Raw genomic sequence first — 26332 nt, forward strand, 5'->3', positions numbered from 1 at the left:
CCGCTATCCCGCACGTCATGTCTCCGTAACCATCGATTCAGACGGGCTTGCGACGCTCGGCCAATGACTCCCGCCGTGCCAGAGCCTTCGCCGCCCCCCGAGGGGCCCGCGGTGAACGGGGCCGCCGCCACGCTCCCGCGCGCTCGCTCCGACGCGCCCGTTTCGCCCACGGCGCGGAACAATGGGGCCATGAGCCAGCAGAACGCCCCGGCACAGGTCCAGCACGCACAGCCCTCCGTGGGCTCCATAGCCGCCCACCGCCCGCACACGGTGTCGGCGACTGTCTCCGACCTGGAACCCGACATCGATGCCGACCTCGACGTGTACGAGGACGCGCAGATCGACGGCGTCCAGCTGCCGCAGGGCCGGTTCCTCGACCGGGAGCGCAGCTGGCTGGCGTTCAACGAGCGCGTCCTGGAGCTCGCCGAGGACCCGAACACGCCCCTTCTGGAGCGGGCCAACTTCCTCGCGATCTTCGCCAGCAACCTGGACGAGTTCTTCATGGTCCGGGTGGCCGGCCTGAAGCGCCGTATCGCCACCGGCGTCGCCACCCGCTCCGCCTCCGGGCTCCAGCCCCGTGAAGTGCTGGAGATGATCTGGGCCCGCTCCCGCGAGCTGATGGCCCGGCACGCCGCCTGCTACCACGAGGACGTCGCCCCCGCCCTCGCGGAGGAGGGCATCCACCTGGTCCGCTGGAGCGAGCTGACCGAGAAGGAGCAGGCGCGCCTCTTCACGCTCTTCCGGCACCAGATCTTCCCGGTCCTGACCCCGCTGGCGGTCGACCCCGCGCACCCGTTCCCGTACATCTCCGGCCTGTCCCTGAACCTGGCCGTCGTCGTACGCAACCCGGTCAGCGGCCACCGGCACTTCGCCCGCGTGAAGGTGCCCCCGCTGCTGTCCCGCTTCCTGGAGAGCTCCCCCGGCCGGTACGTCCCCATCGAGGACGTCATCGCCGCGCACCTCGAGGAGCTGTTCCCGGGCATGGAGGTGCTGGAGCACCACGCCTTCCGGCTGACCAGGAACGAGGACCTCGAGGTCGAGGAGGACGACGCCGAGAACCTGCTCCAGGCCCTGGAGAAGGAGCTCATGCGGCGCCGCTTCGGCCCGCCGGTGCGCCTGGAGGTCGAGGAGTCCATCGACCGTGAGGTGCTGGACCTGCTGGTCCGGGAGCTGAAGATCAGCGAGGCCGAGGTCTACCCGCTGCCCGGCCCCCTGGACCTCACCGGCCTCTTCCGCATCCACAGCCTCGACCGTCCCGAGCTGAAGTACCCGAAGTTCGTCGCCGGCACCCACCGCGACCTCGCCGAGGTCGAGTCGGCGTCCGCGCCCGACATCTTCGCCGCCCTGCGCGCGAGGGACGTGCTCCTGCACCACCCGTACGACTCGTTCTCCACGTCGGTGCAGGCCTTCCTGGAGCAGGCGGCCCAGGACCCGGACGTCCTCGCCATCAAGCAGACCCTGTACCGGACCTCCGGCGACTCCCCGATCGTGGACGCCCTGATAGAGGCGGCCGAGTCCGGCAAGCAGGTCCTCGTCCTGGTGGAGATCAAGGCCCGCTTCGACGAGCACGCCAACATCAAGTGGGCGCGCAAGCTGGAGGAGGCCGGCTGCCACGTCGTCTACGGTCTGGTCGGCCTGAAGACCCACTGCAAGCTGTCGCTCGTCGTCCGCCAGGAAGGCGACACGCTACGGCGGTACTGCCACGTCGGCACCGGCAACTACCACCCGAAGACGGCCCGCCTCTACGAGGACCTCGGCCTGCTCACCGCCGACCCGCAGGTCGGAGCGGACCTGTCCGACCTGTTCAACCGGCTGTCCGGCTACTCCCGCCGGGAGACCTACCGCCGTCTGCTGGTCGCCCCCAAGTCGCTGCGCGACGGCCTGATCGCGCGGATCAACAAGGAAGCCCAGCACCACCGTGCCGGACGGCACGCCTACATCCGCATCAAGGTCAACTCGATGGTCGACGAGGCGGTCATCGACGCCCTGTACCGCGCGTCGATGGCGGGCGTGCCGGTCGACGTCTGGGTGCGCGGCATCTGCGCGCTCCGCCCGGGCGTGCCGGGCCTGTCGGAGAACATCCGGGTCCGCTCGATACTCGGCCGCTTCCTCGAACACTCCCGGGTGTTCGCCTTCGGCAACGGCGGCGAACCCGAGGTGTGGATCGGCAGCGCCGACATGATGCACCGCAACCTCGACCGCCGTATAGAGGCCCTGGTCCGGGTCGTCGACCCGGCGCACCGCGCCGCGCTCAACCGGCTCATGGAGACCGGCACGTCCGATTCCACCGCCTCCTGGCACCTGGGCCCGGACGGCGAGTGGACCCGGCACGCGACGGACGGTGACGGCGGGGCCCTGCGGAACATCCAGGAGATGCTCATAGACGCCCGGAGGCGCCGGCGTGGCACAGCAACACCTTGACCCGACGGACCCCGTGGCCGGTCCGGTGACCGGGGACGCTCTCGCGGGCTACCTGCGGGCCCAGGCCACGGAGTTCCTCCGTGCGCTCCGCCAGCACCGGGAGACCGGCGCCGGGGGAAACCACAACGGTACGGAGGAGACCGTCGACGCGGCACGCGCCCTGCGCCGCTCGGCCCGCCGTATCAGCGGCAGCCTGCACACGTTCCGTCCCCTGCTGGACACCGACTGGTCGGAGGGAATGCGCCCCGAACTGGCCTGGCTCTCCGGCACGCTGGCCTTGGAACACTCCTACGCGGCCCGCCTGGACCGCCTGCTCCAGGCCCTCCACCGCCTGTCGGGGGCGACGTTCCCGGCGCAGACGGCGACGGCGGCGAAGGACGCAGCCGCGGCAGCCGATGCCGCAGCTGGCGTAGCTGCGGGCAGTCGTGCCGCTGGGACGGCACGGGTGGGCGCAGCGGCACCCGGCAACGCCGGCCCCCCGACGCCCACCCCGGAACGCGGCAACCTCACAGTAGGCGCAGCCAAAGCAGGCGCCCTACTCGAACGCCAGCTCACCCTCGCCCGAACCCGAGCCCACTCCAGCGCCCTCCAGGCCCTCGGCTCCAGCCGCTTCCACGCGGTGGCCGACAAGGTCGCCGTCCTGGCCAGCGAGGTCCCCCTCACCCCGACCGCCCCCACAGCCGACCTGCGCCCGCACGCAGCCGCGGCCGAGGAGCGCCTCACCGACGCGGTGGCCGCCCTCCCGCTGATCACCGCCGGCCACCCCTACAACGCGGAGGCGCTGATCCACGGCCTGTCCCCGGACCCGTCCCCGCACCCGCAGGACGCCCCCTGGCACCAGGTCCGCCTGCTGCTGCGCCTGCACCGCTACGCCCGCGAGGTGCTGGACGGGGAGAACGCCCCGGTCGACGTCCGTCTGCTGGCCGCCGGCCAGGCCCTCAACCGGCACCGTGACGCCGCGGAGGCGGCAGCGGCAGCGGCAGCAGCGGCCCGTACGCCGCGCATCGCCCCGGCGACGGCGTACGCGCTCGGCGTGCTGCACGCCGACCAGCGGCACGAGGTGGAGGCGGCGCGGTTCGCGTTCCAGCAGTCGTGGCAGAAGCAGACGGTAGGCACGTCCTGACCCGAGGGGGGCGGTGAACGGCAGGTGACCGGTACGAAGGACAACACGCCCGTCCTGGCAGCCGGCTGCGTCCTGTGGCGCCGCTCCCCCATCGACGGCCAACTGGAGATCTGCCTGGTCCACCGTCCCAAGTACGACGACTGGTCCCACCCCAAGGGCAAGCTGAAGCACGGCGAGGATTCGCTGGCCGGCGCGCTGCGCGAGGTCGGGGAGGAGACCGGCTACGCCGCCGCGACCGGCGCCGAGCTGCCCACCCTGTACTACCTCGCGAACGGCCGCCCCAAGCAGGTCCGCTACTGGGCGGCCGAGGCCGTCTCCGGCAGCTTCACCCCGACCACGGAGGTCGACCGCATCCTGTGGCTGACTCCCGACGCGGCCCGCCGCCGCCTGACCCAGCCCCGCGACAGCGAGCTGGTGGACGAACTCCTGGCCACCATGCGCCCCGCCTGAAGCCGCTCACCGCTCACCGCTCACCGTCAGGATCCGGCCACATGCCCCGACGCGTCCGTACGGGCCTTGCTTCTCGCCCGGCGGGCCGGCCCACGCCAGCCGCAGCTGCACCGGGCCACACAGAACGGGCCTTGCTCGACCGTCGTCGTGCGGTGCTCCGGATGATCGTTTCCGGGATCGGACCGGCCCTGCTGCGTCACGCGACAACGTTACCCAGCCCAGGTGAACAGCTCGTCAGCCTTTGGGTAAGGGTCTTCTGCGCCCGCGCCAGAAACCGCCGTCGAGCACCCCCACGACCCCACCGGCCGCGTGACGGCTCAACCTACCCGTCGTTAACCGGAACGACAGGGGGACAGTGACGGACGTACGGCTGGGGGTAGGCAGGCGATGGCGGAGCGGCAGCAGGGCAGGGCGAGCGGGACGGTCGTCGCGGCGGGGCTGATGGCCTGCGTCTGCCTCGGCGGTACCGGATGCTCCGGCAGCGGCGCGGCCGCGGACAACGCCCACCCCGCCGACCCGGTCCGCACCCTGCAGAACGCCGCCGACGCACTGCGGGACGCCGGCAGTTCCAAGGCCCGTACCTCCATGGAGATGGCCACCGGCGGCACCCGCGTCACCATCCGCGGCGAGGGCACGTACGACTACACCCGGCAGCGCGGCCGCCTGAAGGTGCTGCTCCCCCAGGACCCGGCCGGCGAGCAGGAGCACCGCCCGATCACCGAACTCCTCGCCCCCGGCGCCCTGTACATGAAGAACCGCGGCGCCGGCGTCCCCGCCGACAAATGGGTGCGCGTCGACACGGCCACCCTCTCCGACGGAAACCTGGTGACCGGCGGCGCCACCGATCCCTTCGCCGCCGCCGAGGTGCTGCGCGGCGCGCGCTCCGCGGAGTACGTCGGCCGGACCGAGATCGCCGGCACCGAGGTCAGCCACTACCGCGGCACCGCCGACCTGGCCCGGGCCGCGCAGAATGCCTCGGCCGGGAGCAAGGAATCCCTCCAGGCGGCGGCGAAAGGGTTCGCCACGGCCGAGGTGCCGTTCGACGTGTACCTCGACGACCAGGGCCGCATCCGCAAGATCCGGCACCGCTTCAGCTTCGTCAACGGCCACCACAGGACCCCCGTGGCGGTCTCGTCGACGACCCTCCTCTACGACTTCGGGGCCCCCGTCGACGTACGACTGCCGCCCGCGGAGCACATCTACGCGGGCCGGATCGCCGAGGAGTGACCGGCGCGAACTAGCCCGTCCGTGCCATGCGCGTTGTGTAGGCCGCTCCCTACTCTAGGAAGTCGGTGACGGCAGAGAAGAGGTGATGCACGTGGCTCCGGTCGGCGGTACGGCAGTTCAGGACCACGTGGCCCTCGCCGAGATAGAGCTGTGCGGAGAGCTGATCATCGCGGCCTCGGCAGCGGACGACAGGCTGAGCCTGGAGAGCATCGACGAGGTCCTGCGAGTGGCCGAAGAACGCGCGGCGGCGTCCAACACCTGAGCGAGAGCTCACGTCCGCAGCAACCGCCCGATGGCCTTCGTGGCCTCCTCCACCTTGGCATCGATCTCGCCACCGCCCTTGAGGGCGGCATCGGCGACACAGTGGCGCAAATGCTCCTCCAGCAGCTGCAGCGCGAAGGACTGCAGAGCCTTGGTGGACGCGGACACCTGCGTGAGTATGTCGATGCAGTAGACGTCTTCATCGACCATCCGCTGCAGCCCCCGGATCTGCCCCTCGATCCGGCGCAGCCGCTTCAGATGCTCGTCCTTCTGCTTGTGGTACCCGTGAATGCCACGGTCGTGGTCGGTCACCACGCTCTCGGAGGGCACCCCGGAGCCGGTCTCGGTGGTCGTCATGGCGTCCTCCATCCACATACCCCTACTGGGTATATCGTACCGAACTTTGCTGGGTATAGGCCTCTTGGCCGCTGCCCGGACCGACCCCCCGAACCGCCCCCGTACAGACGAACTATTTTCATGGGCGACACTGGAGGACGGCCCATTAGCCGTGGCCGGATGATGCACCTAGCATCAGCCTGACCGAAACCGAAGCACTTAGAGGAACCCACGTGCGCTTTCGTCTGACCCCCAGGGAGACGAGCTTCTACGACATGTTCGCCGCATCCGCGGACAACATCGTCACGGGCTCCAAGCTCCTGATGGAACTGCTCGGGGCGGACGCTTCCGCCCGGGCCGAGATCGCAGAGCGTATGCGGGCAGCGGAACACGCCGGTGACGACGCCACACACGCGATCTTCCACCAGCTGAACTCCTCGTTCATCACGCCCTTCGACCGCGAGGACATCTACTCCCTCGCATCCTCCCTCGACGACATCATGGACTTCATGGAGGAGGCCGTCGACCTGGTCGTCCTCTACAACGTCGAGGAACTCCCCAAGGGCGTGGAGCAGCAGATCGAGGTGCTCGCCCGCGCCGCCGAGCTGACGGCCGAAGCAATGCCCCATCTCCGCACGCTGGACAACCTCACCGAGTACTGGATCGAGGTCAACCGCCTCGAGAACCAGGCCGACCAGATCCACCGCAAGCTTCTGGCCCACCTCTTCAACGGCAAGTACGACGCGATCGAGGTCCTGAAGCTCAAGCAGATCGTCGACGTCCTCGAAGAGGCCGCCGACGCCTTCGAGCACGTGGCGAACACGGTGGAGACCATCGCCGTCAAGGAGTCCTGACCCGTCCATGGACACCTTCGCCCTGGTCGTGACCATCCTGGTCGCCCTCTTCTTCACCTATACCAACGGCTTCCACGACTCGGCGAACGCGATCGCCACATCCGTGTCGACGCGCGCGCTGACCCCGAAGGCCGCCCTGGCCATGGCCGCGGTCATGAACCTGGCCGGTGCGTTCCTGGGCAGCGGCGTGGCGAAGACGGTCAGCGAGGGCCTGATCGAAACCCCCGAGGGCTCCACGGGGATGGGCATCCTCTTCGCCGCCCTCCTCGGCGCGATCACCTGGAACCTCGTCACCTGGTACTTCGGCCTGCCGTCCTCCTCCTCCCACGCCCTGTTCGGCGGCATGGTGGGCGCGGCACTGGCCGGCGGCACACAGGTCTACTGGGACGGCGTCCTCGAGAAGGTCATCATCCCGATGTTCGTCTCCCCCGTGGTCGGTCTCGTGGTCGGCTACCTGGTGATGACGGCCATCATGTGGATCTTCCGCCGGGCCAACCCGCACAAGGCCAAGCGCGGTTTCCGCATCGCGCAGACCGTCTCCGCGGCCGGTATGGCCCTGGGCCACGGCCTCCAGGACGCCCAGAAGACCATGGGCATCGTCGTCATGGCCCTGGTCATCGCCGACGTCGAGGACTACGGCGACCCGATCCCGATCTGGGTCAAGATCGCCTGCGCGCTCATGCTCTCTCTCGGCACCTACGCCGGCGGCTGGCGCATCATGAGGACACTCGGCCGCCGCATCATCGAACTGGACCCCCCACAGGGCTTCGCCGCGGAAACCACCGGCGCGTCGATCATGTTCACCACGGCGTTCCTCTTCAAGGCGCCCATCTCCACGACCCACGCCATCACCTCCGCCATCATGGGCGTCGGCGCGACGAAGCGGGTGAACGCCGTGCGATGGGGTGTCGCCAAGAACATCGTCCTCGGCTGGTTCATCACGATGCCGGCAGCAGCGATCGTCGCGGCGCTGGCCTTCGGCCTCGTACACCTGGCGTTCCTGTAACCCCTGGCGGCGTTGCGCTGGGCCGGGGGCGCGCGCAGCCCGGTGCTTACGGGGGAGCCGCCCGCGCCCACCCGTGCCGCCCTGGGGGTCCCCCTCTGGGGGAGGCACGACTGCCCGCGGACTGACGGGGTGGTGGCGGCCCGCGCACACCCACAGCCGGACGTCGACGCGTCCGCGGACTGACGGATCGGGGCCGCAGTCGCGTACGGCGGGAAGGGGACGTGTCGGGGGGTGTCCGCCCGCAGCGGATGCCGGAAACGACCGGTTCCCAATCCAGGAAACCCACCGGCAGACCGAGGACGGACACCCCCCGGCGCGGCCCCGACCCACAACGAAACCGCAGGCGCAACCCCCACCCCCACCCACCCGCACAGGCCGCCGCAGGCATCCGCACCACCCACCCGCACAGGCCGCTGCAGGCATCCGCACCACCCACCCCCCACAGGCCGCCGCAGGCACCCGCACCCCCAAACGAAAGGAACCCGCCCCCGGAAGCCAGGGGCGGGCCCTTTTGTCCCCGCGGTGGCACCGCCATGCAGCACCGCGAGGGGTCTGATCAGCCGAACCGGCCGGAGATGTAGTCCTCCGTGGCCTGGACCGACGGGTTGGAGAAGATCCGCTCCGTGTCGTCGATCTCGATCAGCTTGCCGGGCTGCCCGACAGCAGCGAGGTTGAAGAACGCGGTCCGGTCGGAGACCCGCGCAGCCTGCTGCATGTTGTGCGTCACGATGACGATCGTGAACCGCTCCTTCAGCTCACCGATCAGGTCCTCGATCGCAAGCGTGGAGATCGGGTCAAGGGCAGAGCACGGCTCGTCCATCAGCAGAACGTTCGGCTCCACAGCAATCGCCCGCGCGATGCACAGCCGCTGCTGCTGACCACCGGACAGCCCGGACCCCGGCTTGTTCAGCCGGTCCTTCACCTCGTTCCAGAGGTTCGCACCCTTCAGCGACTTCTCGACGATGTCGTCCAGCTGCGACTTCTTGTACGAGCCGAGCAGCTTCAGACCGGCCGCGACATTGTCGTAGACGGACATCGTGGGGAACGGGTTCGGCCGCTGGAAGACCATGCCGACCTCACGCCGCACGGACACCGGGTCGATCCCGGCGGCGTACAGGTTCTCGTCGTCGAGCATGACCTTGCCCTCGACGCGCCCACCCGGAGTCACCTCGTGCATCCGGTTCAGCGTGCGCAGGAACGTGGACTTGCCGCAACCGGACGGCCCGATGAAGGCCGTAACGGACCGGGGCTCGATGGTCATCGAGATGTCCTCGATGGCCCGGAACGAGCCGTAGTAGGCGCTGAGGCCGCTGACATCAATGCGCTTGGCCATGAAAAATCACTGCTTCTTTCGGGAAATCGGTCGCTGAGTGGCCGCGTCAGCGACCGGTCTTCGGAGCCTTCCAGCGGGCGATGCCGCGGGCCAGCAGGTTCAGGATCATCACGAAGGCGATCAGCGTCAGGGACGCCGCCCAAGCGCGGTCGTACGCCGGCTCGGCACCCGCGCTCTGCGAGTACTGCTGGTAGATGTACAGCGGCAGCGAGGCCTGGGCCCCTTCAAACGGGTTGTTGTTGATGAACGGGTTACCGAACACCAGCAGCAGCACCGGAGCGGTCTCACCGGCGATACGGGCGATCGCCAGCATGATGCCGGTGGTGATACCGCCGATCGCGGTCGGCAGGACGATCTTGAGGATCGTGCGCCACTTGGGCACGCCGAGCGCCAGCGAGGCCTCGCGCAGCTCGTTCGGGACGAGCTTGAGCATCTCCTCGGTGGAGCGGACCACGACCGGCATCATCAGGATCGCCAGCGCGAGCGAGCCGGCGAAGCCGAAGGGCTGCATCTCGAAGATCAGCATGATGCTGAGGATGAACAGACCGGCGACGATCGACGGGATACCCGTCATGACGTCGACGAAGAAGGTGACGGCCCGGGCGAGGTTGCCGCGCCCGTACTCGACCAGGTAGATCGCGGTGAGCACACCGATCGGCGCGGCGATCAGCGTGGCGAGGCCGACCTGCTCCAGGGTGCCGATGATGGCGTGGTAGATACCGCCGCCCGGCTCCCGGTCGCCGACGACGCCCATCGAGTGGGTCAGGAAGTAGACGTCGAGGACCTTGACGCCGCGCTCGACGGTCGCCCAGACCAGCGAGGCGAGCGGCACCACGGCGAGCAGGAAGGCGACCCAGACCAGGGAGGTCGCGATGCGGTCCTTGGCCTGCCGCTTGCCCTCGACCATCGAGGCGATGGCGTATGTGCCGAGGACGTAGAGGATCGCGGCGATCAGGCCCCACTGGATCCGGCTGTCCAGCCCGCCCACGACACCGATGCCGACGGCAACGGCGAGGGAGCCCGCGGCGATCGCCCACGGGAACCACTTGGGCAGACTGGCGCCGCGCAGGGTCGTGGGGCGCTTGTCGGTGAGGACGGTGCTCATGCGTTGGCCCCCGAGTACTCCTTGCGGCGGGCGATGATCATGCGGGCCGCGCCGTTGACCAGCAGGGTGATGACGAACAGGACCAGACCGGAGGCGATGAGCGCGTCACGGCCGAAGGTGTCCGCCTCGCCGAACTTGGCAGCGATGTTCTGGGCGAACGTGCCGCCGCCCGCGTCGAGCAGGCTGGCGTGGATCAGGAAGTCCGGCGACAGGACCGTGGCGACGGCCATCGTCTCGCCGAGCGCGCGACCGAGGCCCAGCATCGAGGCGGAGATCACGCCGGAGCGGCCGAACGGCAGCACCGACATGCGGATGACCTCCCAGCGCGTGGCGCCGAGGGCCAGGGCCGCCTCCTCGTGCATCTGCGGAACCTGCTTGAAGACCTCACGGCTGACGTTCGTGATGATCGGCAGGATCATGATCGCCAGCAGGATGCCGACAGTGAGCATGGAGCGGGGGGGACCGCCCTGCCAGTCCAAGATGCCGGTCCAGCCGAAGTAGTCGTCCAGCCAGCCGAACAGGCCCTCCATCTGCGGTACGAGGATCAGGGCGCCCCACAGGCCGTACACGATGGACGGCACCGCGGCGAGCAGGTCGATCACGTAGGCGATGGGACCGCTCAGCCTGCGCGGGGCGTAGTGCGTGAGGAACAGCGCGATGGCGACCGCGATCGGGACCGCGATGACCATGGCGATGATCGAGGAGATCACGGTGCCGTAGGCCAGGACGGCGATACCGAAGACCGGCGGCTGGGTGCCCGTGTTCCACTCGAAGGTGGTCAGGAAGTTGCCCTCGTCCTTGCTGATGGCGAGGACGGCCCGGTAGGTGAGGAAGCCCGCGATCGCGGCCATGATCGCCAGCAGCAGAATGCCCGAGCCGCGGGACAGACCGAGGAAGATCCGGTCTCCGGGTCGGGTGGCGCCGCGGGCGGCGCGCTTGCGCTCGGCCTCACTGGGCTGGGACGTGGGGGGAGGTGCTGCAGTGTTCTGTGTCGTTATGTCCATCGGGTTCTCCGGTCTGCGGAGCCGTATGGGCATACGGCTCCTGGCGGCGGTGCACCGGACGGTGCGGGCCCGGTCCCGTTGCGGGACCGGGCCGCACACTCAGGTCAGCTCAGGCCCTCGATGGTGGTGCGGACCTTGGCGATGATGTCGTCGGGGATCGGCGCGTAGCCGGCGTCGGCCAGCAGGCCCTGGCCGTCCTCGCTGGCGATGTAGTTCAGGAACGCCTTGGTGGCGGGCAGGGTGTCCGCCTTGTTGCCCTTGTCGCAGACGATCTCGTAGGTGACCAGGGTGATCGGGTAGGCACCCTCGGCCTTGGTCTTGTAGTTGATGTCGAGCGCGAGGTCCTTGCCCGTGCCGACGATCTTGGCGTCCGCGATGGCTTTGGTGGCACCGTCGGTGGAGGCCTTGACCGGCTCGCTGGCGCCGGTGTCGATGGCGACGACGTCCATGCCCTCGGCGTAGGACAGCTCCATGTAGCCGATGGCGCCGGAGGTCTGCGAGACCTGCTGGGCGACACCGGAGGAGCCGGACGCGGCCTGGCCGCCCTCGGCCTGCCAGGCCTTACCGCCCTCGTACTTCCAGTTCTCCGGGGTGGTGGCGATCAGGTACTTGGTGAAGTTGTCCGTGGTGCCGGACTCGTCGGAGCGGTGGAACGGCTGGATGGCCAGGTCGGGCAGCTTGGCGTCGGGGTTCAGCTTGGCGATCGCCGAGTCGTTCCACTTCTTGATCTTGCTGTCGAAGATCTTGGCGAGCGTCGGGGCGTCCAGCACCAGGTTGTCGACACCCGGGACGTTGTACGAGACCGCGATCGGGCCGCCGACCATCGGCAGGTCGATGCCCTGGCCGCCGGAGCAGACCTCCTTGGAGGCCGCGATCTCCTCGGAGTCCAGCGCGGAGTCGGAACCGGCGAAGGCGACCTGGCCCTGGGTGAACGCGGTGATGCCGGCGCCGGAGCCGCCACCCTTGTAGTTGATCTGCACGCCGTTGCACTGCGCGGTGAACTGCTTCACCCACGCGTCGATCGCGTTCTTCTGCGCGGACGAGCCGTCGGCCAGCAGCTGGCCCTTGGCGTCGCCACAGTCGATGTTGCCGGCCTGGGCGGTGTTGGTGGCACCGTCACCGCCGTTGCTGCCGGTGTCGTCGGAGCCGCACGCCGTGAGGGCCAGGGCGCCGGAGACGGCGAGAGCACCGAGGGTGAGGGCCCGCCGGTTCATGCGCTGAAGCTTCACTTTCGGGAGTTCCTTCCAGGAGCCGCCGTCCTGATCGGCGGCGTGCGAAGTCTGGGTGATGCGCACGCACGCTCGGGGTGCGCCCGTCATCGTCACGGCCGAAATTAGGCAGAACAGGTGAAGCCGCCTATGGCCGTAAGTGAACGGAGGGTGAACCCCTGCGGTCGGTGTGGTTAGGTCACGGAATGCTCACGGGGAGAACACGCCGAGGTTCCGGCAGGTCGCCCATCAGGGGCGACGCCTACCGAAGCAGCACGAACCGGAAGCGGCACTTCGCACGAAGGTACACGATTTCCACGGAACAGGGCATCGTGGACAGCTGCCATAGCTGCGGGCAGTCGTGCCTCCCCGCAGCGGCACCCCCGCAACGCAGAGCGGTCCGGCATCCCTGGAACCCCCGCGCCGGCGGACCCGTCTCGATGGACGAAGACGGCGGCAGCGGGAGGCACCATGGAGCGGCGGACGTTCATCGGCGGCGGGGCAGCCGCGATCGTGGGGGTGGCGTCGGCAGCATGCACCGGCGGCACGGGACCCGCCAGGGCCTCAGCCACCGCCGACCGGCCGACCACCTCCCGTACGCCGGCCCGCACCACCGCCACCACGGCCGCCGCCTGGACCGCCCTGGCCCGCGACCTGGACGGCACCCTGATCCGCCCCGGAAACGCCTCCTGGGCGACGGCCCGCCAGCTCTACAACACCCGTTTCGACACCCTGAAGCCCGCCGCGGTCACCTACGTCGCCCACGCGGACGACATCCGCACGGCCCTCGCCTACGCCCGCGCCCACGACATCCGCGTCGCCATCCGCAACGGCGGCCACTCCTACGCGGGCTGGTCCTCCGGCAACGGCCGGCTGATCGTCGACGTGTCCAGGCTGAACCGCGTCCGCGCGAGCGGCGGCACGGCGGTCGTCGGCGCCGGCGCCAAGCTGATCGACGTCTATCGCGCGCTCGCCGCCAAGGGCGTGACGATCCCGGCGGGCTCCTGCCCGACGGTCGGCGTCTCCGGCCTGGTGCTCGGCGGCGGACACGGCGTCGTCTCCCGGGCGTACGGCCTGACCTGCGACAGCCTCACCCGGGCCAGGCTCGTGACGGCGGACGGCAAGCAGCTCACCGCCGACGCCGACGAGCACAAGGACCTCTTCTGGGCCCTGCGCGGCGCGGGCAACGGCAACTTCGGCGTCGTGACGGAACTGCACTTCCGTACGCACCCCGCCCCGCAGGCGGTCTCGGCGTACCTGAGCTGGCCGTGGGCCAGGGCGGCCGCGGTGGTGAAGGCCTGGCAGGAGTGGGGCCCGGACCAGCCCGACGAGATCTGGTCCTCCCTCCACCTGGCGAACGCCGCCGGTGGTACCCCGACCGTCTCCGTCGCTGCGTTCTCCCTCGGCACCTACGGCGAACTCCAGAACGCCGTCGACCGCCTGGCCGCCCGGATCGGCTCCCCGGCGAGCAACGTCTCGCTGAAGCGGCGCTCGTACGAGGAGTCCATGGAGGTCTACGCCGGCTGCTCCTCCTTCGCGACGGACGCGCAGTGCCATCTGCCGGGCTCGACGCCGGGGCGCTCCCCCGAGGGTGCGCTGGGCCGCGAGACGTACGCCGCCCGCTCCGACTTCTTCGACCGCTCGATTTCGGCCACCGGCATCCAGACGCTCCTGTCGCAGCTGACGTCGGTGCGCGGCGGCTCGGGCAGCATCGCCCTGACCGCACTCGGCGGCGCGGTCAACCGCGTCTCCCCGACGGCGACGGCCTTCGTGCACCGCCGTTCCCGGATGCTGGCCCAGTACATCGCCGCCTGGCGCGCGGGCACGTCCGGCTCGACGGCCCAGTCCTGGCTGACGTCGGCGCACCGGTCGATGCGCCCGTACGCCTCGGGCGCGGCCTACCAGAACTACACGGACCCGACCCTGACGAACTGGCGGGAGGCGTACTACGGGGATGCGGCGACCCGCCTGACGAAACTGAAGCGGATCTACGACCCGAACCGGGTGTTCACGTATCCGCAGGGGCTGTGAGCCCGGTGCCCGTCAGGAGCACCTCACGCCGCCAGGTCCCGCTCCTCGGAGTCGGCCGGCTCCTTGCGGGTGCCCGGGATGAGGGTCTCCCGGCCGGCCACCGAGGAGCGGCGGCGGATCAGCCGGCCGGCCCGGGGCGACCGCTCGACGGCCTTCATGACCGGCGTGAGCAAAGCCATGGCGAGCGGCGACAGCAGCAGGGCGACCGCCGTGCCGAGCGCGAATCCGCCGATGACGTCCGTCGGGTAGTGCACGCCCATGTAGACCCGGCAGAACCCTTCGAGCAGGGCGAGCCCGATGCCGACGAGCCCGAACTTCCGGTGGGCGACGAAGAGACCGACGCCCATGGCCATGGTGATCGTCGCGTGATCGCTCACGAACGAGAAGTCGGTCTTGCCGGAGACGAGGACGTCCAGCCCTTCATGGTTGACGAAGGGCCGGGGCCGTTCCACGAACCCCCGTATCGGCACGTTCACCAGCACGGCGATGCCGGCCGCCAGCGGCGCCCACACGAGCGCGGCGACGGAGGAGGCCGCCTCCTCGCCGCCACGTCTACGGACGGACCACCAGGACCACACCACGAGCAGCACCATGGCGAGCAACAGCCCGTACTCACCCACGAACTCCATGATCCGGTCGAACCAGGACGGTGCGTCCTTGGCCAGGCCGTTGATGTCGTAGAGCAACTCGACGTCAGGGTTCGACCCGGATTGCGCGAGTCCAGCCATGGTGCAGCGGCCCCTTCGTCGTCGTCTCCGCGGGCACAGGTGCGTGCGCCGCTCTGCCACCCCCGTGGTGTGTAGATCCGCGTGGCTCGGCTACGTCAACAGGAACGCACGACTCCCCTCACTGCGTTCCACACTCCACTGAATGATCACGCAGACGTTATCGAAGAGAGACTCATCATCGCAGCTCAGGGGGGAGGTTTACGTTCGGTTCGCCCCGGATCCGGCGGCGGCCGGGAGCGCTTTTGCGCCATCTTCGGTGACCCGGGTGGCACCGAAGTAGTCAGGGGTGTCGATCGGGTCGAACCGGATGACAGCCCCCGGCCTCGGGGCATCGATCATGTACCCGCCCCCGACATAGATCCCCACATGCCGAATGGCCCGCGAATTGGTGAGGTCGTCCGAGAAGAACACCAGATCCCCCGGCAGCAGCTCCTCACGCGACGGATGCGGCCCGGCGTTGTACTGATCATTGGCGACCCGTGGCAGCGTGATCCCCACACTCTCGTACGCGGCCTTGGTCAGCCCCGAGCAGTCGAACCGTCCGCCCTGCTCCGCCGTACCGTTGCCGCCCCAGAGGTACAGCGTGCCGAGCTTCTCCTGCGCGTAGTGGATGGCACCGGCGGCCTGCTCGGAGGGATCGACCCGCCCGACGGGCGCGGCGAAGCTCTGCTCGAGGGTCGTGATGGTCTTCACGTAGTTCTGGGTCTCCTTGTACGGCGGCACGCCCCCGTACTTGATGACCGCATACGCCCCCGCGTTGTAGGCGGCGAGCATGTTCTTCGTCGCGTCCCCCGGCACGTCCTTCACATACGAGGCGAGCTCGCAGTCGTAGGAGGCAGCCGACGGAATCGCGTCGTTGGGATCCCAGACGTCCCGGTCCCCGTCCCCGTCGCCGTCGATCCCGTGCGTGGCCCAGGTGCCCGGGATGAACTGCGCTATCCCCTGCGCCTGCGCCGGGCTCTGGGCCCTCGGATCGAACCCGCTCTCCTGATACAACTGCGCGGCGAGCAGCGCCGGGTTGATGGCGGGACACTTGTTGCCCCACTTCTCCACGAGGGGCTGATAGGCCGCGGGCACCGCCCCCTTGGCCAGCTTCTTGCTCGCCCCGTTCACACCGTTGACGAGGTTCCCGGCGACGACGTACACCCCGACGACGAGCAGCATCACGAACGCGACCCCGGCGCCCCCGGCGGCAACTGCCACGACCCACGCCTTACGCACCGTCAACCGCCCCTCGCTGCCCGGGAGTACGCCCAGGTCAGTGTAGAGGCGGCCACGTGGATGAGGAGGGAGCTTACGGGACAGGTTCGGAGCGTGAACGGCGGTCAGCAACCGTCTGAGCGGCCTTGAGCGACCGCCGATCAGCGACGTGACCGGCAGGCAGCCGTGTCACGCCCTCCCGGCCCCCACCCCGTTCGCCGCCCCCAGCGGGAAGCTCACGCCCGTCAGCTCCTCCGACACCGTCCACAGCCGCCGAGCCGCCGCCGGGTCGCTCGCCGCTGCCGAGCGGCTCACCAGGGTCGGTGCTCCCCGCATCTCGCCCAGCCCGTCGGGCCCGACATAGCTGGCGCCCGGCAGGTCCTGGACCGCCGCGTACAGGGTCGGCAGGGCGCCGGCCTTGTCGTCCTGGGCGATCAGCCGGTTGCCCAGGCTCATGACCAACCGGCTCACGCGACTCGCGGCGTGGCTCTGGAGGTTGGTCGCCGCGTACCCGGGGTGCGCAGCGAGGGCGCGGACGGGGGAGCCGGACTCTGTGAGACGGCGCTGGAGTTCGAGGGTGAACAACAGGTTCGCCAGCTTGGACTGGGCGTAGGCGCGCACCGGCGTGTAACCCGACGTCAGATTCAGGTCGTCGAAGCGGATGACGCCGTCGCCGAACCGGTGGGCGCCCGAGGACAGCGTCACCACGCGGTCGGTGACATACGGCAGCAGCAGGTTCGTCAGCGCGAAGTGGCCCAGATGGTTCGTGCCGAACTGCATCTCGAAGCCGTCCTTGGTCTGCTGCTCCGGGAGCATCATCACGCCCGCGTTGTTGATCAGCAGATCCAGCGGCCGGGCCTCCCAGCCCTCTGCGAACGCGCGGACCGAGGCCAGGTCGGCGAGGTCGAGGCGGCGGACCTCCGTGCTGCCGCTCACGGCCGCGGCCGCGGCCCGGCCGCGCTCCGGGTCCCGTACGGCGAAGACGACATGCGCTCCCGCCCGGGCCAGCGCGCCCGCGGCGGCGAGGCCGATGCCGCTGTTGGCTCCGGTGACGACCGCCGTCCGGCCGGTGAGGTCGGGAAGACGGTCTGCGTTCCATTTCGCCGGCCGGGCCGGCTTGCTCGTAGTAGGCATGCTCTCAATGTAGGCAGCGCCAACAATGCTGTCAATGACAACAATGGTGACGACGCCAACAAAGATGACGCCGACAACATCGAGATACGATGGTGCGCATGCCCGAGAGCCGCCCCTACCACCACGGAGACCTGCGCGCAGCCCTGCTCGCCGGCGCCGAGCGCACCCTGCGGGAGAAGGGGGCCGCCGCCCTCTCCCTGCGCGAACTCGCCCGCGAGACCGGCGTCAGCCATGCCGCCCCGGGCCGGCACTTCAAGGACAAGCAGGCCCTGCTGGACGCCCTCGCCCTCACCGGCTTCGAGCGCCTGACCGAGGTCATGGCCGCCGCGGACGACCCCGCACTCCCGGTCGAGGAGCGGCTCACCCGTCTCGCCGGGGCCTACCTCGGATTCACCATCGATAACGCCGCACTGCTGGAGTTGATGTACGCGCGCAAGCACGACCCGGACGTCTCCCAGCAGCTCGCGGCAGCCGTGGAGCGAGCAATCGAGCCGTTTGTGCGTCTCATCGAAGGCGCCCAGCAGCGTGGCGAGATCGTCGCGGGAGACCCCGAGCACATCACCCTGCTCGCAGGCGCCACCCTGCACGGCGTCGCCGCCTTCACCGCCCAAGGCACGATCCCGCCCCAGGCCGCACTCGACGGCATCGGCGAAGTGGTCCACCATCTCCTGCACGGACTCCGCCCCCGCTGACCCCTCGCCACCGAGCCAGGTCACACCGGCAGATAGCCTTCATCCGGAGAACATCGAGACGACCTCTCACCCGACCGACCGTCAAAAGCAGTCCCAGGGCGCAGAAGAGCACAACGACGGAACCACATGACGGGTTTCGTTCCCACCTCGTTGCCCGGCGTGACCTGCCGTGATACACAGAGTGACGATACGAGGTATTCGTACGAAACCCGCCACTCGATGACGCCAAGTCGACATACGACAGCGCCATTGTCGGCGAGAATGAGGCCTGACCTCTGCGCACCGCAGGGGACTGCGGAACTACCCACCAGGGGCGGTGACTTACATGCTCTTTGCGGCCGACGAGGGAGACATCAACACCATCATCGGGGGGATCGCTCCGGACTGGGGCCCCTTCGGCAGCCTGGGCAACGAGGCGAAAGTGATGATCGAGGTCGTGATGGCAGTGGCCATCCTGATCTGCCTCGGCATCGCCATCTGGGGCGCCGCCAAGCAGCGCATCGGCGCGACGGCCCTGCGCGACACCTTCAGCGCGGAACAGGGCAAGGGTCTCATCATCGCCGGCCTCACCGGGGTGTTCATCATCGGCTCACTCGGCACGCTCTTCACCATCGTGTACGGCATGGCCGTATAGGCCCGCCCCTCCCCTCCGGGCGCGCCCGGTCCGGTCCCCCTCCACCCCACCCGCCCGTCGTGCCCACCGGCTGAGGTTGCGTTTCCCTGATGTCCCTGATGTCGAGTCACCACACCGCGCCCGCGCGGGAACCAGCACGGCTACCGTCGTACATCTACGCGTTCAGTCGGTACGACGGTTTCCGCTACGACGTCGAGGGGGCGTACGCGGCATGAGTCTCGGGGACGAGCACGAAGCCTCCGGCGGTTACGGCGGTACGGGTCACACCCGCACCCGGCTGCCCGACAGCGACCCCTACGGGGGTGCGCGCCGCGGCCGGTCATCCTCCCGGAGCCTGGTCACGGTGGTCGGCGTGGTGGTGCTGCTGATCGCCGCGATCGCATTCGCCAACCGTGGAGGAGACGATTCCGAATCCCCGGACACCGCTGGCTCCGGCCCGGAGGCGGCGCCTACGGCGGCGAGTGGGGAGCGGCCGGTCCAGGCCGCAGCAGGGCGGATTCCCTCGGGGTTCGCCCAGTCCGAGCAGGGGGCACAGTCGGCTGCAGCCAACTACTCGGTGGCGCTGGTTTCAGCTGACATCCTCAAACCGGCCCGGCGTACCGAGATCGTCCGGCAGCTCTTCGTCGCCGACAAACAGGCCGAGCTGGAGGCCAAGTTCAACCAGAGCTACTCCAAGGAGTTCCTCGGCAGTATCGGCTTGGACGCGAACGGCAACGCAAGAGCGGGCAATACCTACGTCTCACGCACCACGCCCATGGGCACCAAGGTCACGAGCTACTCGGACACGGCCGCAACCGTCGAGGTCTGGTGCACCGGGGTCTACGGCACAGCGGGGGAGAAGTCGACCAACCCGGTCACCAGTGACTGGTTCACCCTGACGCTCCAGCTGCGCTGGGCCGACGGCGACTGGAAAGTCGAGAGCTTCGCCCAGAAGGATGGCCCCGCCCCCGTTCCCGGCGACAATCAGGCGTCCGGCGCCGACGAGATGAGCAAGGCCGTCGAGGAGTACGGAGGCTTCACTTATGCCCGGTAAGCCGCGCCGCGCGCTCAGGCTCGCCGCCGCTGTCACCGCCGTACAGACCGCCGTCGTACTGCTGGCCACCCGAGCTGCAGCGGCGCCGACGCCGTCCCCGTCCCCTTCCGACGACAACTGCGACCTGATCGTCGGCCCCGCCAAGGACTACTGCGAACGCGACGGCGGCGACAGCCGCACCGGCGGCAGCTCCCCCACCCTCGACCCCACCTCCACCCTCGACCCCCTCTCCTCCCTGGCCAAGGGCTGCGCCGACGCCGCCTCCTGGACCATCGACAAGCTCAGCGAAGCCGTCAACGACACCGCGAACGTCGACTTCACGAACGCCAGGTTCCTCCAGCAGTACGCCGTCGTCTTCGCCGCGTCGACGATCCTCACCCTCCTCCTCTGGCTGCTGGCCGTGGCCAAGCGAGCCGTCCGCGGCGTCCCCCTCAGCACCGCCGTCGGCGAGGCGATCGGCTTCCTCTGGCTCACCGTCCTGGCCTCCGCCTTCACCCCACTGATCCTGTACACGGTCGTCTCGGCGACGGACGGCGTCTCCGACGTCCTGGCGAAAACCACCGGCGACCAGACGGACGCCTTCTTCGGCAACTTCTCCGGCGCCCTCAAGAAGGGCGAGGACATCGGCGGCGGCCCGATCATGCTGATCGTCGTCTCCCTGGTCTCCATCCTCGCCGCCGGTGTGCTGTGGCTGGAGCTGGTCATCAGGGCCGCACTGCTCTACGTCGGCGCACTCCTCGGCACCGTCGTCTACGCCGGCCTCGTCGACAAGAACCTGTGGGGTCACGTCCGCCGCTGGGCCGGCATCATGATCGCGGTGATCCTGGTCAAGCCGGTCATTGTCATCGTCCTCGGGCTGGCCGGTGCACTCTCCGCTGACGACGGCCCCGACGCCTTCTCCGCCGTCGTCTCCGGCCTCGCGATCATCCTGCTCGCCATCTTCGCCTCCGCGATGATCTACCGCTTCGTCCCCGGCTTCGGCGACGAGATCGCCGGCTCCCGCAACAACCGCATCATGCAGAGCGCTGAAGGAAAGGCCGCCGCCGTCATCAGCTCCCCGGCGACCCTGGTCGCCCAGGGCATCAAGACCCACAGCACCCGCGCCGACAACAACGGCGGCCAGTCCGGCGCCAACTCGGCCCCCCGCCCCGCCAACCAGGCGTCCGGCGGGGTCGCCGCGCACAGCTCACGCCCCTCGAACGGAGGCGGCGGACCTGTCCCCTCCGCCGCACCCGCACCGCGCTCGTCCAGCCCGGTGAACACCCCACACGCCAGCAACACCCGCAACAGCAGTACCAACCGCACGGGAGGTGAAGGGCGTTGACGACCGAGTCCCACCTGTCCCATCCGGTCACGCCCCGCCGTACATATCTGATCGGCCGCGCCCGGCCGAACGCGATCGTCGGCCGCAACCGCGAGACCGGCGAGATCGCGCTGATCATCGCGGGCGCGTTCCTGGGCATGATGTGCGGGCTTCTCGTCCCGGTCCTCTCCCTGCGCATCGTGCTGCTGATGGGCTTCCCGCTGCTCGCGCTGGCGGTGGTCTACGTGCCGTACAAGCACCGCACGTTCTACAAGTGGTTCGAGATCAACCGCAGTTACAAGCGCACCCTCCGCTCGGGCGCCGCCTACCGCTCGGCCGCCATCGAGGCCGGCACGCGTCTCGACGGGCGGGAGGTCGAGATCGGCCCGCCCCCCGGCATCGGCCGCATCACCTGGCTCGCCGCCCCCTTCGGGCCCGACGAGATCGCCGTACTGCTGCACGCGGACCGCAAGACGGTCACCGCTGCCATCGAGATCGAGGGCCCCGGCGTCGGTCTGCGCGACTCCGAGGACCAGGAAGCCCTCGTCGACCGCTTCGGCACCCTCCTCAAGCACGTGGCCAACGGCGACGGCTTCGTCACCCGGCTGCAGATGCTCGCCCGCACCCTCCCCGCCGACCCCGACGCCCACGCCAAGGACGTCGCCGTACGCGGCGACGACCGGGCCCCGGCCTGGCTGCAGCAGTCGTACGACCAGCTCCAGTCGATGGTGTCGACGAGCAGCGAGCAGCACCGCGCGTATCTCGTCGCCTGTATGCACTACACCCGTGAACTCGCCGCCGAGGCGCATGCGATGGCCCGCGCCGCCCGCCCCCACGGCGGCGGCAAGGTCGACCGGGACGCCGGGCTGGCGGTCGTCATGGCGCGCGAGCTGACGGACATCTGCTCGCGCCTCCAGGAGGCCGACATCCGCGTACGGCAGCCGCTCGGGCAGGGACGGCTGGCCTCGCTCATCCACTCCATGTACGACCCGGACCATCCGATCGACCACATCCAGGCGATGACGAAACGCAATGCCTGGCCGGCCGAGCTGGACGCCATGGAGCCGACGTACCTCCAGGCGAAGACCCGCGAGTCGTCCACCCGCGCTCCCTGGTGCCATGCCACGGCCTGGGTGAAGGAGTGGCCGATGACCCCGGTGGGCGTCAACTTCCTGGCGCCCCTCCTCGTCCACACCCCGGACGTCATCCGAACGGTCGCCGTGACGATGGATCTCGAGCCCACTGAGGTAGCCATCGAACGCATGCTGACCGAGAAGACGAACGACGAGGCCGAGGCCTCCCGCGCCGCCAAGATGAACCGCACCGTCGACCCGCGCGACGTCGCCGCCCACAACCGTCTCGACCAGCGAGGAGAAGACCTCGCGAGCGGTGCGGCAGGGGTGAACCTGGTCGGCTACATCACCGTCTCCTCCCGCACCCCGGAGGCGTTGGCGCGCGACAAGCGGACGATAAGGGCCTCGGCCGGCAAGTCGTATCTGAAACTGGAGTGGTGCGACCGCGAGCACCACCGGGCCTTCGTGAACACGCTCCCGTTCGCCACCGGAATCCGAAGGTAGGGGTTGATGCCCTGATGCGGGACCCGCTCTCCGCCATCACCGAAGCCTTCACGTCCTTCCTCTTCGGCAAGGTCGAAACCACCCGGCTGCCCGTACGCACCTCCACGGGCCAGGCGCAGGCGGTCTACCTCCCCACCGCCGCCCCCGGCCTCGGCGACTCCGGCGTCATCATCGGCCGCGAGGTGTACTCCGGGAAGGGCTACATCTACGACCCGTTCCAGCTCTACGGCCAACAGCTCCCCGCCCCGCACTGGCTGGTCCTCGGCGAGTCCGGCAACGGCAAGTCGGCGCTGGAGAAGACGTACGTCCTACGACAGCTGCGCTTCCGGGACCGGCAGGTCGTCGTGCTCGACGCGCAGGGCGAGGACGGCGTCGGCGAGTGGAACCTCATCGCCCAGGAGCTGGGGATAACTCCGATCCGCCTGGACCCGACGGCCGCCCTGGACCACGGCATCCGCCTCAACCCGCTCGACCCGGCGATCACGACGACGGGGCAGCTCGCCCTGCTCCGGACCATCATCGAGGTCGCGATGGGGCACGGGCTGGACGAGCGGTCCGGCTTTGCACTCAAGGTCGCGCACGCCTACGTCAACGAGACCATCATCGAGCGCCAGCCGGTCCTGACCGACATCGTGGAGCAGCTACGGCACCCCGAGCCGGAGTCCGCCGAGTCGATGAACGTCGACATAGACGACGTACGGGCGTGGGGCCTGGACGTCGCGCTGGTCCTGGACCGTCTGGTCGACGGTGACCTGCGCGGCATGTTCGACGGCCCGACGACGGTCGGGATCGACCTCGACGCCCCGCTGATCGTCTTCGACCTCTCCCACATCGACCGCAACTCCATCGCCATGCCGATCCTGATGGCGATCGTCGGCGTATGGCTGGAGCACACCTGGATCCGCCCCGACCGGAAGAAGCGCATCTTCCTGGTCGAGGAGGCCTGGCACATCATCAACAGCCCCTTCGTGGCGCAGCTGTTCCAGCGGCTGCTGAAGTTCGGGCGACGGCTGGGCCTGTCCTTCGTGGCGGTCGTGCACCATCTGTCCGACGTCGTGGACGGGGCGGCGGCGAAGGAGGCCGCGGCGATCCTGAAGATGGCGTCGACCCGGACGATCTACGCCCAGAAGGCGGACGAGGCGAGGGCGACGGGCCGGGTGCTGGGTCTGCCGAGGTGGGCCGTCGAGATCATCCCGACCCTCACTCCCGGCATCGCCGTCTGGGACGTCAACGGCAACGTCCAGGTCGTCAAACACCTGGTCACGGAGACGGAACGCCCGCTGGTCTTCACCGACCGGGCGATGACCGAGTCCGCCAGCGACCTCGCCGACGACGCCCTGCGCGCCGCCGAGCTGGAGGCGGAGGAGCGGGCGGCGGCCTTCATGGAACAGCACCTCGACGACTCCGAGTCGACGGTGGCGTAGGAGGGCGGCGTGAGACCGGACGACCACCGGCGGGACGGCCAGGGCGGTATCCCCGACGGCCTGCTGATCGGCATACTCGCGTTCCTGCTCGGCATGACGCTGCTGGTCTGGTCGGCCACGGGCCTGGCCGGCTGGTTCTCCCACGGCGCCTGGCCGTCCGGCGTGTCCTTCACCCGCACGCCCCTGGCCATGCGCCACCTCGTCGCCGAACCCCACGACATCACCGGTGCCTGGCCCCAGACCCCGGGGGCGCAGCTCTCCGGGTACGGGCTGTTCTGGGGGCTGTTCATCGGTCAGCTGATGATGCTGTTCGTGCTGACGGTGTTCGTGGTGGGGACGCTGGAGAGGTGGAAGGCGGTGCGGGCGCGGCGGAAGTCGGCGCCGACGGGCCGCTTCGAGGACGCCAAGACCGCCACCCCGGCCCCGGCGATCGAGCCGCAACAGTCCCGGGCCCCGGCAGAGCAGGCACCCGTCACGGACCGGGACCGGCCGCACGAGGTCCCCACTCCGAGAAGAGCCCCGGACCCGGATCCGGCGCCACTCCGCCCAACGCCACCGCACCCGGAGCCCCCCACATCCCTGTTCGGCGGTGAACGAGTGGGCGGGTGGGAGAAAATCCTCGTGATGACGGCGGAAAGCCGTGCGGCCACCGCCGCCCAGGCCATCCGCGACGCGGAGGGCCCCGCCCTCATCGTCACGTCGAACCCCACCCTCTGGCAGGACACCAAGGACGCCAGATCAAAACTCGGTCCGGTTCTCCTCTACGACCCCACCCACCGCTGCGACACCCCGGCCCGCCTCCACTGGTCCCCCACCACAGGCTGCGAGGACAAGCCAACGGCCACAGCAAGAGCCACCGCCCTCCTCACGCCGGTCCGCCCCACCGCCAAGATCGACCAGGCCGTCAGCGACACCGCCGAGACGCTGCTCCGCAGCTACCTTCACGCCGCCGCCCTCGACAACCGCACCATCCGCCACGTCCACCGCTGGTCCCAGGGCAACCAGATCCAGGAAGCCGTACGCACCCTGCGTACGCACCCCAAGGCGGCTCCCGGCGCCGCCGGCGAACTCGAGGCCGCCCTCACCGCGCACCCCGAACGCCGGGACATGGCCCACGAGTTGACCGGTCGCGCCCTGTCCTCACTGTTCACGGTGAACGTCCGCGAGGCATGCACCCCAAACCGAACTGATGCGCTCACCTTGGATTCCTTCATCGACGAAGGGGGCACGCTTTATATGGTCGGTGAATCCATCGAGGACCCCAGGACGAACCCCGGCGCGATGCCTCTCCTCACGGCCCTCGTCTCCAGCGTGGTCGAGCGCGGCCGGCGCATGGCCGAACGGTCATCCTCCGGTCGCCTCGACCCACCACTGACCCTCGTCCTCGACGACATCGCGGCCGTGGCCCCGCTCCCCCAACTCCCGTCTCTGCTCGCGTCCGGACCGGACCAGGGCCTCCCCACCCTGGCCCTCATCCGCTCCCGCGAACAGGCCCGCTCCCGCTGGCCGCACGACGAGCTGCCGGTCTGACGTCACCCTCTTTCGAGAACGAACTCCCGCTCACAGGCCCCCGTTTGTCCGTCCAGCGGCACGGTCACCCCACTCGGCTCGAACCCCACCTTCCGGTAGAAGGCCTGCGCCCGCCCGTTGTCCTCGTGCACGATGAGCCGCACCCGCTCCAGCCCCCGCCCCCAGGCCCACTCCAGGGCCTCGTCGAAGAGCAACTCGGTCAGCCCGCACCCACGGTGCTCGGGTCGCATGTACACGCCCACGACATGCCCCTGCCGCCGCTCGACGGGAAACCCGGCCCAGTCCGTCGTCCCCGGCTCCTCGACCAGCACGGTCAACGTCCCGACCAATTCCCCGCCGGGCCCCTCAGCAACGATCTGCTGCGCCGCGACCGCTCCCTCGGCACTCCTTGCCACCCGTTCCTGCCAGAAGGAGTCAGGCCGGGCCGCAGCCTCCTCATACGTCTCCAGAAAGGCAAGATGCGCCACCGGATCCCGCAGCGCCCTCAACCGCAGCCCCTTCACCGCCGGCCACTCGTCGGCACGTATGGACCGGACGATGTACCGCTCATCGGTGCTGATGCTCATGGGGGCCACCGTAACGCAGAAAACCCCCGTGCCGGACGGCACGGGGGTTTTCTCAATGATTGTTCGGCGGTGTCCTACTCTCCCACAGGGTCCCCCCTGCAGTACCATCGGCGCTGTGAGGCTTAGCTTCCGGGTTCGGAATGTGACCGGGC

24 protein-coding genes and 1 rRNA gene are annotated in these 26332 nt (G+C 69.5%); 15 read left to right on the forward strand and 10 right to left on the reverse strand.

The genetic code is table 11. The features are described 5' to 3' along the window. Positions 1-63: 63 nt before the first annotated feature. The 5 genes from ACFVJQ_RS18730 to ACFVJQ_RS18750 all read left to right on the forward strand — a co-directional run bounded on the left by ACFVJQ_RS18730 (position 64) and on the right by ACFVJQ_RS18750 (position 5483). Positions 64-2421: an RNA degradosome polyphosphate kinase gene (locus tag ACFVJQ_RS18730; protein ID WP_385511236.1), complete on the forward strand. Its 2358-nt coding sequence runs from the start codon at positions 64-66 to the stop codon at positions 2419-2421. Further along, positions 2402-3544 (forward strand): CHAD domain-containing protein, encoded by a 1143-nt coding sequence (locus tag ACFVJQ_RS18735; protein ID WP_385511238.1) that lies wholly within the window; start codon positions 2402-2404, stop codon positions 3542-3544. Before ACFVJQ_RS18730 ends, ACFVJQ_RS18735 begins: the two co-directional genes overlap by 20 nt. A 24-nt stretch (positions 3545-3568) precedes the next feature. Next, on the forward strand, positions 3569-3994 hold the full coding sequence (locus ACFVJQ_RS18740) for an NUDIX hydrolase (RefSeq protein ID WP_385511240.1): 426 nt from the start codon (positions 3569-3571) through the stop codon (positions 3992-3994). Positions 3995-4381: 387 nt separating this feature from the next. Continuing rightward, on the forward strand, positions 4382-5221 hold the full coding sequence (locus ACFVJQ_RS18745; RefSeq protein ID WP_385785094.1) for a hypothetical protein: 840 nt from the start codon (positions 4382-4384) through the stop codon (positions 5219-5221). Positions 5222-5306: 85 nt separating this feature from the next. Continuing rightward, the gene (locus ACFVJQ_RS18750) at positions 5307-5483 is read left to right on the forward strand and encodes a hypothetical protein (RefSeq protein WP_224735933.1); all 177 of its coding nucleotides are present in this window, start codon (positions 5307-5309) and stop codon (positions 5481-5483) included. Between the two features lie 8 nt (positions 5484-5491). Here ACFVJQ_RS18750 and ACFVJQ_RS18755 read toward each other — a convergent pair whose 3' ends face one another. After that, complete coding sequence (locus tag ACFVJQ_RS18755; protein ID WP_385511242.1) at positions 5492-5839, reverse strand: metal-sensitive transcriptional regulator; 348 nt, start codon at positions 5837-5839, stop codon at positions 5492-5494. 212 nt (positions 5840-6051) lie between these two features. Between ACFVJQ_RS18755 and ACFVJQ_RS18760 the strand changes: the two genes are divergently transcribed. Beyond that, the gene (locus ACFVJQ_RS18760; protein WP_053759661.1) at positions 6052-6672 is read left to right on the forward strand and encodes a DUF47 domain-containing protein; all 621 of its coding nucleotides are present in this window, start codon (positions 6052-6054) and stop codon (positions 6670-6672) included. Positions 6673-6679: 7 nt separating this feature from the next. Continuing rightward, positions 6680-7678, forward strand: coding sequence for an anion permease (locus tag ACFVJQ_RS18765; protein ID WP_385511244.1), 999 nt, complete (start codon positions 6680-6682; stop codon positions 7676-7678). Positions 7679-8234: 556 nt separating this feature from the next. On the opposite strand, the gene pstB is transcribed toward ACFVJQ_RS18765, so the two are convergent. The 4 genes from pstB to pstS form a co-directional block, all read right to left on the reverse strand. After that, positions 8235-9011: a phosphate ABC transporter ATP-binding protein PstB gene (pstB, locus tag ACFVJQ_RS18770; RefSeq protein WP_224735258.1), complete on the reverse strand. Its 777-nt coding sequence runs from the start codon at positions 9009-9011 to the stop codon at positions 8235-8237. A 46-nt stretch (positions 9012-9057) separates the two neighbouring features. Next, positions 9058-10116: a phosphate ABC transporter permease PstA gene (pstA, locus tag ACFVJQ_RS18775; RefSeq protein ID WP_385511246.1), complete on the reverse strand. Its 1059-nt coding sequence runs from the start codon at positions 10114-10116 to the stop codon at positions 9058-9060. Further along, positions 10113-11120, reverse strand: a complete 1008-nt coding sequence (gene pstC / locus ACFVJQ_RS18780; RefSeq protein WP_385511283.1) for a phosphate ABC transporter permease subunit PstC — start codon at positions 11118-11120, stop codon at positions 10113-10115. The genes pstA and pstC overlap by 4 nt, the downstream gene beginning before the upstream one ends. Before the next feature lie 104 nt (positions 11121-11224). Continuing rightward, the gene (gene pstS / locus ACFVJQ_RS18785; protein WP_385511285.1) at positions 11225-12349 is read right to left on the reverse strand and encodes a phosphate ABC transporter substrate-binding protein PstS; all 1125 of its coding nucleotides are present in this window, start codon (positions 12347-12349) and stop codon (positions 11225-11227) included. Between the two features lie 450 nt (positions 12350-12799). Here pstS and ACFVJQ_RS18790 point away from each other — a divergent pair, with 450 nt between their 5' ends. Then, entirely contained in the window at positions 12800-14359 is a 1560-nt protein-coding gene (locus ACFVJQ_RS18790) for an FAD-binding oxidoreductase (protein ID WP_385785100.1), read from the forward strand. Positions 14360-14382: 23 nt separating this feature from the next. On the opposite strand, the gene ACFVJQ_RS18795 is transcribed toward ACFVJQ_RS18790, so the two are convergent. The 3 genes from ACFVJQ_RS18795 to ACFVJQ_RS18805 form a co-directional block, all read right to left on the reverse strand. Beyond that, entirely contained in the window at positions 14383-15087 is a 705-nt protein-coding gene (locus tag ACFVJQ_RS18795) for a phosphatase PAP2 family protein (protein WP_385511249.1), read from the reverse strand. Between the two features lie 198 nt (positions 15088-15285). Continuing rightward, on the reverse strand, positions 15286-16314 hold the full coding sequence (locus ACFVJQ_RS18800) for an NlpC/P60 family protein (protein ID WP_385511251.1): 1029 nt from the start codon (positions 16312-16314) through the stop codon (positions 15286-15288). Positions 16315-16476: 162 nt separating this feature from the next. Next, complete coding sequence (locus ACFVJQ_RS18805) at positions 16477-17421, reverse strand: oxidoreductase (RefSeq protein ID WP_385785105.1); 945 nt, start codon at positions 17419-17421, stop codon at positions 16477-16479. Between the two features lie 89 nt (positions 17422-17510). Between ACFVJQ_RS18805 and ACFVJQ_RS18810 the strand changes: the two genes are divergently transcribed. From ACFVJQ_RS18810 to ACFVJQ_RS18840, 7 genes are all read left to right on the forward strand, one after another. Next, positions 17511-18113, forward strand: a complete 603-nt coding sequence (locus ACFVJQ_RS18810) for a TetR/AcrR family transcriptional regulator (RefSeq protein ID WP_385785108.1) — start codon at positions 17511-17513, stop codon at positions 18111-18113. Positions 18114-18438: 325 nt separating this feature from the next. Beyond that, a complete protein-coding gene (locus tag ACFVJQ_RS18815; RefSeq protein WP_006136301.1) occupies positions 18439-18747 on the forward strand; it encodes a hypothetical protein in 309 nt (102 codons plus the stop codon). A gap of 211 nt (positions 18748-18958) precedes the next feature. Further along, positions 18959-19780, forward strand: coding sequence for a hypothetical protein (locus ACFVJQ_RS18820; protein ID WP_385785111.1), 822 nt, complete (start codon positions 18959-18961; stop codon positions 19778-19780). Further along, entirely contained in the window at positions 19770-21104 is a 1335-nt protein-coding gene (locus tag ACFVJQ_RS18825; RefSeq protein ID WP_385511257.1) for a hypothetical protein, read from the forward strand. The genes ACFVJQ_RS18820 and ACFVJQ_RS18825 overlap by 11 nt, the downstream gene beginning before the upstream one ends. Further along, entirely contained in the window at positions 21101-22660 is a 1560-nt protein-coding gene (locus ACFVJQ_RS18830) for an SCO6880 family protein (RefSeq protein WP_385511258.1), read from the forward strand. The genes ACFVJQ_RS18825 and ACFVJQ_RS18830 overlap by 4 nt, the downstream gene beginning before the upstream one ends. A gap of 14 nt (positions 22661-22674) precedes the next feature. Then, entirely contained in the window at positions 22675-24084 is a 1410-nt protein-coding gene (locus ACFVJQ_RS18835) for an ATP-binding protein (protein ID WP_385511259.1), read from the forward strand. A gap of 9 nt (positions 24085-24093) precedes the next feature. After that, the gene (locus tag ACFVJQ_RS18840) at positions 24094-25614 is read left to right on the forward strand and encodes a type VI secretion protein (protein WP_385785115.1); all 1521 of its coding nucleotides are present in this window, start codon (positions 24094-24096) and stop codon (positions 25612-25614) included. A gap of 2 nt (positions 25615-25616) precedes the next feature. On the opposite strand, the gene ACFVJQ_RS18845 is transcribed toward ACFVJQ_RS18840, so the two are convergent. Together ACFVJQ_RS18845 and rrf are read right to left on the reverse strand one after the other, a co-directional pair. Further along, positions 25617-26180 (reverse strand): GNAT family N-acetyltransferase, encoded by a 564-nt coding sequence (locus ACFVJQ_RS18845; protein ID WP_385511262.1) that lies wholly within the window; start codon positions 26178-26180, stop codon positions 25617-25619. Positions 26181-26241: 61 nt separating this feature from the next. Then, a 5S ribosomal RNA gene (rrf, locus tag ACFVJQ_RS18850) occupies positions 26242-26332 on the reverse strand; the annotation flags it as partial.

Source organism: Streptomyces sp. NPDC127197, from assembly GCF_042672405.1.
Classification (GTDB): Bacteria; Actinomycetota; Actinomycetes; order Streptomycetales; family Streptomycetaceae; genus Streptomyces; species Streptomyces flavusporus.